General features: G+C 31.4%; 5 protein-coding genes and 1 tRNA gene. 5 read left to right on the top strand and 1 reads right to left on the bottom strand.

The genetic code is table 11. The features are described from left to right. Positions 1-1,590 precede the first annotated feature (1,590 nt). Both polA and HSX44_RS00785 read left to right on the top strand, forming a co-directional pair. Positions 1,591-4,164, top strand: coding sequence for a DNA polymerase I (gene polA, locus HSX44_RS00790; RefSeq protein WP_275601888.1), 2,574 nt, complete (start codon positions 1,591-1,593; stop codon positions 4,162-4,164). An 80-nt stretch (positions 4,165-4,244) separates the two neighbouring features. Further along, on the top strand, positions 4,245-5,150 hold the full coding sequence (locus tag HSX44_RS00785; RefSeq protein ID WP_275601887.1) for a hypothetical protein: 906 nt from the start codon (positions 4,245-4,247) through the stop codon (positions 5,148-5,150). On the opposite strand, the gene tldD is transcribed toward HSX44_RS00785, so the two are convergent. Beyond that, complete coding sequence (tldD, locus tag HSX44_RS00780) at positions 5,145-6,572, bottom strand: metalloprotease TldD (protein WP_275601886.1); 1,428 nt, start codon at positions 6,570-6,572, stop codon at positions 5,145-5,147. The two genes, HSX44_RS00785 and tldD, sit on opposite strands and share 6 nt — an antisense overlap. A 62-nt stretch (positions 6,573-6,634) precedes the next feature. Here tldD and HSX44_RS00775 point away from each other — a divergent pair. The 3 genes from HSX44_RS00775 (at position 6,635) to HSX44_RS00765 (ending at position 9,363) form a co-directional block, all read left to right on the top strand. Further along, positions 6,635-6,719, top strand: a tRNA-Leu gene (locus HSX44_RS00775). 1,157 nt (positions 6,720-7,876) lie between these two features. Beyond that, positions 7,877-8,584, top strand: coding sequence for a uroporphyrinogen-III synthase (locus tag HSX44_RS00770; RefSeq protein ID WP_338063362.1), 708 nt, complete (start codon positions 7,877-7,879; stop codon positions 8,582-8,584). Then, positions 8,584-9,363 (top strand): exodeoxyribonuclease III, encoded by a 780-nt coding sequence (locus tag HSX44_RS00765; protein ID WP_275601884.1) that lies wholly within the window; start codon positions 8,584-8,586, stop codon positions 9,361-9,363. The genes HSX44_RS00770 and HSX44_RS00765 overlap by 1 nt, the downstream gene beginning before the upstream one ends. Positions 9,364-9,379 lie beyond the last annotated feature (16 nt).

Below are 9,379 nucleotides of genomic sequence, written 5' to 3'. Positions count from 1 at the left end.
AGAATACTGAAAGGTAAGAGTACAGGTATTGAAATAGGCAAACTTTTAGATAGTAAGCTTTACGAAAATAATAAGATCACAGGTTTTTCAATGTTAGGTTATGATACTAAAAAAGATATAATTGCTATATTGCAAAGATAAGAATGATAAAAAAATTATATATTATGAATTAGTTAATTCCTTACATAAATATGAATTCAAGCAGGTACATCAACGAAAAAGAATGTAGCGTCACACTAAGCTCTAACAATAAAGGAATTAAGTTTTATTAACAATATAAAAGAACTGGAGCAACAAAGAAAATTTAATAGCCCAAGAATAGTTAATAAAGTTAATCACAATAATTACAATAGGATTAGACGATCTGCCTGTAAGATAACGAAAATAGTTTATGTTAGTTGTAGCCATTGTTTTATGTTTTTTTACATTAAATCTTAGATCTTTTCTCCAGAAATTTGATATCTGTTGCAATAGTCACACTGTTTGTATAGATTCCATGATTGAACCTAATGACATGTTTCTATTTTCTTAATCTATTAATACATTGATCATTTTTAAAGTTAAAGTTCTTTCCATTTTTACCTATTTCGTTCTTTAAAACTTAATATATCTCTTTTAGATTTTTCTCGCATTTTTCTTTTATGTTACTACTTTGCAATAGAGCTTTAACTTGATGCCCATATCTGAGGGCTGGATCTATTTATTTTCATATGTAGAGAATTAGCTTTTTAGTATTTCTTGAAGAGACTTACATACTAGAGACATTGAATTCAGAAAAACCATCACAGCTATTAGCACACATATAACACATGTACCATTTTATCTATTCATTTTAAATATTTATTTGTTAGGGTTACTTATATCGCAAGATCCATTTGTAGAATCCAAAATTCTAAGCTTTTGTCATTTTAAAATTTTCTACTAAGCTCTCAACTCTCCATTTAGCTTTCTCTCTTTAGTTTTATGCTCTTTTACTTTTATAAGTATAAATGACTTCCTCTACTCGATTAGGCTTAGCAAGCTTCTATTGCAAATTATTTTGCTACTCTATAGAGCTTTAATTTGATCGTCGAAACTAGCAGTCTGTTCAGCCTCTTTTAAAGTTTACTTAGGTCTATTCTTTATCTGAGATGATCTTTTCTCAGTGTAACAAAATCTCTTAGTCTTAGCATTCCAGAAACGCTAACTTTTTTAAGTTTTCCTGAATAGGTGATTTTCTACTAATCACCGATCTTGATTAATGGTGATCTTTTGTTATTAAGTTAGCCAGTATGTTTAACCATATAACACTTTATTTTGATGCTGCAAGCATTTCGCTATCATTTATTGTTATAGTCAAGCTGCCAGAGTATTTAATTTACTGAATTTACGCCTTGCTTTTATAGTTCAGCTAGATGACTTGATCCTTTTAGCTCTTTTTTTTGTCCATTTTAAGCTTTCAATTTGCTAGCATACAACTTAATTTAAAATATTAACTATGTATTAATATTGTTCTAGATAAAAATCTCTTGCAATGGTCAAAAGCAGAAAACAAAGACTTGATTTTTATATCTAAATAATAGAGTATCAAGGCACATTTGAATACTCAGAGTGCAAGAAAAAACTTTCACAATTATTGATGGTTACGGCTTTCTTTTCAGAGCTTATTACGTTTTACATCATTTAACTACCACAACCGGTACCCCAGTAGGGGCTGTATATGGTTTTCTTAATATGATTCTTAAATATATTACATATTCAGATTACTTAACTATAGCATTTGACTCTGGCAAGAAAAATTTCAGGCACGATTCATATCCTGAGTATAAAGCGAACAGAATAACACCCCCTAAGGATTTAACTCTACAGTTTGCAATACTGAGAGAGGCAGTAGAAGCTTTTAACCTTAGCTACGAAGAGATTGAAGGCTATGAAGCAGATGACATAATTGCAACACTAGCTATAAAATATGCCAACCGCCAAGACTTTAAAGTAGTAGTAGTCTCATCAGATAAAGACTTATTTCAGCTGTTAAATTACAACATACTAATATTTGATCCTATTAAAAATATATACATAAATGAAAAACAAGTAATAGAAAAATTTGGCGTAAATTCAAACAGGCTTCTTGATTTATTTTCTCTAACTGGAGATGCATCTGATAACATTCCTGGCATTCCAGGAATAGGTCCAAAAACTGCAGTTAAACTTCTGGATGAATTTGATTCGCTAGATAATATTATGGCAAATATTAGTTGCATCAAGCAAGTAAGGATTCGTGATATTTTCACTGAACATAAGGAAAAAGCATTCATTTCAAGAAAGCTTCTATCACTATGTGAAAAAGTGAATCTTCACTGTGATATTGCAAAGCATAAGGTCTATCCTCCAAATATGAAGAAATTATTATCTTTTTTAAAGAAATATGAATTTAATTCATTAATAGGCAAAGTAGAAAAGCTTTTTCCTTATAGTCAACCTAGCATTGAAGGAAAAATAGAATATAGAAACAAAGAATTAGAAAAATTTTTGGAGCATTGCAGATATGAGGGTAAAATTGCAATCTATTGCCATTTTGAAAAAAACGTGTTAAGTAAAGTTTCATTATCTTGCAGTGAAAACAGTATTTTTTACATAAATCAAAACTGCCTACAAGATTCGCTCATTATAGTAAACTCAAATTTACTTGCAAATGGGATGTTGAAAATAATACACAATATTAGAAAGATCAAAAAAATATTCCCTGCAATAGAGAAAGCATTATACTCAGTTGATGATTTGATGACAATGTCGTATAGTCTTGACACAGGAAAGCACGATCACAGCATTCCAAGTATAGTTGCACATAATTTAAGTGAAGATATAGAGGCTCTCTCAGCAAAAGCTTTAATAGCGATCCATAAAAAGTTAACGCAAAGACTATTTCAAGAAAAGCTTTTTACAATCTACGAACGCCTCGATAANNNGCCACTTGTGAAAGTGATACTCAACATGGAGAAAAATGGAATATTGCTAGATACTCAAAAGCTACAGGAGCTATCCGGTAAATTTCAACAATCACTAACTGTGCTTGAGAGTAACATATATAACTTAGCAGGAGAAAGATTTAATATTGCTTCGCCAAAACAATTAAGTGACATTTTGTTTGATAAGATGGGGCTTAGTAAAAAGAAAAAGTCAAAGTCTGGATCGTATAGCACAAGCTCTGAAGTATTAGAAGAACTTGAAATAGAAGGAGTTAAAATTGCAAGTAAGATCTTAGGTTGGCGACATTTAAGTAAACTAAAGGGTACATACACTGACGCACTAGTAAAGCGGGTAGATCCCCTTGATGGTAGAGTACATACAATTTTCTCAACAACTGCAACAGGTAGGCTCAGCTCCAGTAATCCTAATTTGCAGAATATTCCTATCAGGAGCNAAGAGGGAAATCTTATCAGGCAAGCATTTATTGCTCCAAAAGGATGTAAGATAGTTTCTGCTGATTATTCACAAATAGAATTAAGACTCTTGGCACATATTGCAAATATTACAGCATTTAAAGAAGCTTTTGCGAATAAACAAGATATTCACAATATCACTGCGAGACAGGTTTTTAGAGTACAAGAAGGTGCAAATGTGGATAAGCAGCTAAGACAAAAAGCAAAATCTGTTAATTTTGGAATTATATACGGCATTAGTCCATTTGGCCTTGCGAGAAGGTTTAAAATTACCGTTCGAGAAGCTGCTGAATATATTGACTATTACTTCTCCTGTTATCCAGAGATAAAGATCTATATGGAAGAAAAGATATCTGCTGCAAGGCAGCACGGCTATGTAGAAACCTTGTTCGGTAGAAGATGCTTTCTAAAAGATATAAACAACACAATCCCTTATCTAAGGCAATTTGCAGAAAGGGCAGCAATAAACGCACCCGTGCAAGGAACTGCTGCTGACATAATAAAACTTGCAATGGTTCAACTTCATGATCAGTTAAAGTCAGGTAAAATAATTCTCCAAGTTCATGACGAGCTACTAGTTGAGGTGGAGAACAGTAAAGTACAAGAAACAGCAAAACTTATGAAAAACGTGATGGAAAATGCAGTAAAAATTTCCGTACCGCTTGAAGTGGAGATAAAAATTAGCGATAACTGGGGCTCAAATTCTCTTAATTATGACTTAAACGCTATAAATTCTAAAAAATAAACCATTTGAATTAATATAAAAGATACACTATAATTAAAGTATAGGCAAATGCAAATAGGTCAGTCATGATACCTCTGCAAATGAAGGATTCAAATCTTTCAAAGTCATCTACTCAGATAATAAAGGGTGAGGTAATTTTCGAAAAGAAACATAGAGTGATCTATGATACCTTTATAGAGTCGCTAAAAAATAAAGTACAATCTGAAGAGTTAAAGGAAGATGACAAGGCAACACTTACTTTTATGCTAGATCAAAATCAGGCTATATTTAAAAATGTCGGACCAAAAGATATAAAACAACTTAGTGAAGAGAATTTCCTTCAGTTTTTACTTTCTGTACTTGAGAAAATCAGGAAAAAAAATTTAGCGAATAAAAAAAATTTAAATAAGGATAAAATAGGAAAAGTAGTTAATGAGTGCATATCTGATATATGCAACACAGAAGCTAAAGACTCTCTTATAAAGTTTGCTGGACGATTATTTGGAGTCAAGATAGATCCTAAGAACTTCTTTAGTTCTTTTAAGAATGGATTGCTATTTTCCGACAAAGGTAAAAAAGAAGATGATAAACTACCATTTAGCGATGAAGAAATGGTAATAACGTTCTTACGTAAACTTTTATTTCCTATTATTCTTTTTGCTTTTTCAGTACTAATATTTGGCACTGGCCCAATCACATCAACAATCAATGGTATTCTTCTTATATTGCCCATATCAGGTGCAATAAAGAGCCTTTTTTTTAATGACAAAAAAGGTACCTTATATAATCCTCATTCGTCAAGTAAGAAAAAGTGGAGTAATGAAATTAATGGGGGCATTAGTAAAATTTTAGAAACCCAAATTGAGAAAAGTAAACAATCTGCTCAAGCAAGAGAAAATAGTAAGCCGTCTACTGTGCCTAAGCAAGTTAAGGCAAACCAAAATCAGTCCTTCCAGGAAAAAGAAAATAAACGGCGAAAAGTAACAGAAAGTCAGCATGGCTTATAACTCAGTTCCGCCTACTGTGATTGAGTCAACCTTAAGTGTCGGTTGACCAACCCCAATGGGTATACTTTGCCCATCTTTTAAGCATGTACCAACACCTGGATCTAATTTTAAATCGTTACCAATCATAGATACTTTTTTCAACACTGTTGGACCATCACCAATCAATGTTGCCCCTTTGATTGGCTGCATAACTTTACCATTTTCTATCAAATAAGCCTCTGAGGATGAAAAAACAAATTTCCCTGACGTTATATCAACTTGCCCACCACTGAAATTCACTGCATATATACCCCTTTTTACGCTAGATATTATTTCCTCTGGTGTATACTTCCCTGGCAACATATAAGTATTTGTCATGCGTGGCATAGTAATTTCCTTATAGCTTTCCCTTCTACCATTACCAGTTGGATTCATACCCATAAGTTTAGCATTCATATGATCTTGCATATATCCTTTAAGAATTCCATCTTCTATCAATACATTGCAACAAGGTGTAGTACCTTCATCATCTATTCTAATAGAACCACGTAAATTAGGTAGAGTTCCATCATCAACTACTGTAATACCACCAGCTGCTACTTGCTTACCAATAGAGTTTGAAAATGCTGAAACTCCCTTGCGATTAAAGTCACCTTCAAGCCCATGACCCACAGCTTCATGTAATAATATTCCCGGCCAACCTGGACCCAAGACAACTATCATCTCTCCAGCTGGAGTTGGAATTGCCTCAAGGTTTACCAATGCTTGTTCTAATGCTTGATTTGCAACTTTTTTCCACATTTTCTCAGAAATAAATTTACTATAAGAGTCTCTCCCACCATGTCCTGCAAAACCCCTTTCAGTGCGACCATTTTTCTCTACAATAACTAACACATTAAAACACACTAGAGGCCTGATATCACTTAATCTGTGATCATTTTTTATTATTTGTACAACTTGCCATTCTCCACTCAGAGTTATTTTCACTTGTTTCACGAAGGTATTTTTGGACCTTACATATTCGTTAACTTCATCGAGCAGTTTCATTTTTGAGGTCAGGTCTATTTCATTTATGGGGTTAATCCTTGGGTACAGATTTTTTGTCTCNTTTTTTAAGCTTGTTGAACTTGTTTTATCTAAAGATACTGAACTTTTTACTATGGAAGCAGCATTACTAATTTCTCTTTCACTAATCTCAGAAGAACAGATAAAAGACGTACTACTCTCACAAAAAACCCTCAAACTAAATCCCCTTCTAGTATTCAAATCCATATGCTTCAGTACATTATTATCAAAAATCAAGGACTCTGATTGGCAAAATTCTAAGAATAGCTCACCACAATTACTATTGCTCAAAATACTATTAACTATTTTATATATATTATTAATATTGACATTATTATGAGCAAAAAATATTTGATCTAGATTTACATTATCTGGCATTATCTTTAAACTAAAAATTGCTTAAGTATATTATTTAATTTTAACATAGTAAACTATAAAAAGCCCGGGTGGCGAAATTGGTAGACGCGCTAGCTTCAGGTGCTAGTAACTTTTAAAGTTATGGAAGTTCAAGTCTTCTCTCGGGCACTTTTAACTTTTATATTGTTTTTTAAACAAATCAACTCCATAATATACTTACTTGTATCTAAGCTCACAAGTTTTGTTAAGAGGAAATACTTACTTACAAAAAAAGTGTTTAACTATTGTACTATCTATTGTTTCTTTTATCGAGTATACAGCAAGTATCAGCTTTGATATATCTTTCTTGCCTACAGGCCAGTATTTCAGTATTGTTGACACTACATTAAATATACTTTCATCTGCCTTAAATATATAGTTACTAAAAGATCATTTTTGAAATATTATCTTAATAATTAGCTTAGCATAGAAAGTACTCTTGCCTTGGACAAAAAAATTAACAAAAATTTGTTTTGATATCGCATTCAGTATCTAATTTCCTAATAAAAGAAGTCACACCTATACTTACTAGAACCTTTTATCATCCCTTTCATTTCTACTACTTCTTCCATCTTAGGCCATGTTATTATAACAACCAACATTGGTCGAGCTTATGATTAACGATTAGCAAGTTATAGAAAAAAACAATAGGTAAATTGCTGATGTGCATTAATAAGTTAACTTGTTTAATTTATATAGGAGTACAGTCATTATATTAATGATTTATTAACGTAATTAGTTGATATTATAATAGCTTTTATAAGCTCTTCCACAGAGTTCTCTGAAGAAAATATTAGTTTAATTGAGTTTAACTACACAAATTACATAGTTGAATACAATAGCCTTTCTAATAGTTACTTCAACTTTTTTGAGAAAGATATAAATTATATAGTATCTAAGTTTAATAAGAACAATCAAAAATTCATAGATGATATATATGCAGTAATTAAGTATAGTGAAAACAGTTTGATACATAGAACATAGGAGCTGTAGAAAGATGAATAATATTATATCTAAAATCTTTAATAATGAAAAAGTGGATAAAAGTCAGCAACAAATATAGATGTTACATAAAGTTGCTATAAGATGAATAAGGGCAACTCTGGATGAAAAAGAATTAACATTTATGCTTAAAACTGAAAATAATTCATAAAAAGTAATGAAAATTAGAAAACTTTAAATCAGTAAGAGTACTAGTACTCCTTACCATTGCTGTAGATCAAAAATTTTTATTCAGCAATTCGTTTATAGAGGTATTATTTTCACCTATAGTAAAGCAAATGAGAATGAAGTCTATTTTATTAACGAGGCCTTTATTAGATTCACTAAACACAAGAAATGCACTGAAAAAACACGGATACAAAGTATATATAGAACCAGTATTCACAATAAAGCATTTACAGCCTGACATATCTGCATATAAATTTGACGTAGTAATATCCACAAGCAAGAACAGTGTAAAGGCATTTAGTCAAATATGTAAGATAGGTGATCTTCCGATCGTTACTGTTGGCAATTCAACAATGCAAACTGCAAAGGATTTAGGATTTTCTGATATTGTATCAGCAGATAGTAATGTTGATGGGTTAATATCGTTCATAAAAAATCACTATTCAATAGCAGTTAAGTTCTTATATATAAGAGGACAAGAGGTATCATGCGATTTAAAAAAAAGGTTATCTGAAGAAGGTTTTTGTGTAAGAGAAGTTATACTCTACAAGACAATCATTAAAAAAAGTTTAACTAACAGGTGCAAAAACTTGTTATCGGGTAATAAAATTAATAGTGTTGTTTTTTTTTCTTCACAGACAGCGAGAGTATTTTGTTCTTTAGTTCTAAAAAGTGGTTTATCTCACACAATAAGCAATATAATTGCATATACTATGAGTAAAAATATCGCTGATAGTTTAAAGTCGATCAAATGGAAAAAAATTATAACATCGAGGTTACCTACTAGGGAAAGTTTAATTAATATAATTAATAAGAATTACTGATGTTAAAAATTGCAACTTGGAATGTGAACTCTATACGTAAAAGAATTGACCAAATCTGCAATTTCATAATTGATAATCAAATAGATATAATTTTGCTACAAGAGACAAAATGCACAGAAAAACAGTTTCCTTACGAAGAAATAAAAAAGCTTGGATATAAATGTGCTGTTTATGGGCAAGTTGCGAGAAATGGTGTTTGTGTTTTATCTAAATACCTAATACTAGAGAAATTTAAAATTGACATTGTAGAAGGTTACCAAGAAGCACGTTATATAGAATGTGTAGTAAAGTACAATAATCAAAAGATAAGAGTAGTGAGTATATACGTTCCAAATGGCCAGAGCCCAGATTCTAATGCATTTGCATATAAGCTTAAGTTTTTTGATAATTTATATGAAAAAATAATCAATTTATTGAAAAATGAAGAGCTAACTATTGTAGCTGGTGATTATAATGTTGCACTAGATGGAATTGACGTTTTTAACCCAATTTTATTGAATGGCAAAGTGTGTTTCCATATAAGAGAACGTGAAAAATTGAGAGCAATTTTAAATCTTGGGTTTAAAGACGCATTTAGAATATCTAATCCAGATTTACAGCAGTTTACTTGGTGGCATTACCAAGGTAATTCATTCCGAAATAATCAAGGAATGCGAATAGATTATATGCTATTATCACCCCAAGCTGCCGATAGGTTAGAAACATGCTATATAGATGACAAATTGCGCAAGTTGAAAAATCCATCTGATCATACACCAGTTGTATGTGTTATAGAGTAAAAAGATCTTTTGAAGA

This window comes from Wolbachia endosymbiont of Onchocerca gibsoni, assembly GCF_029169405.1.
Classification (GTDB): Bacteria; Pseudomonadota; Alphaproteobacteria; order Rickettsiales; family Anaplasmataceae; genus Wolbachia.
The sequence above is the reverse complement of the archived record's forward strand: the minus strand, read 5'-3'. Positions and strand labels throughout refer to the sequence as shown.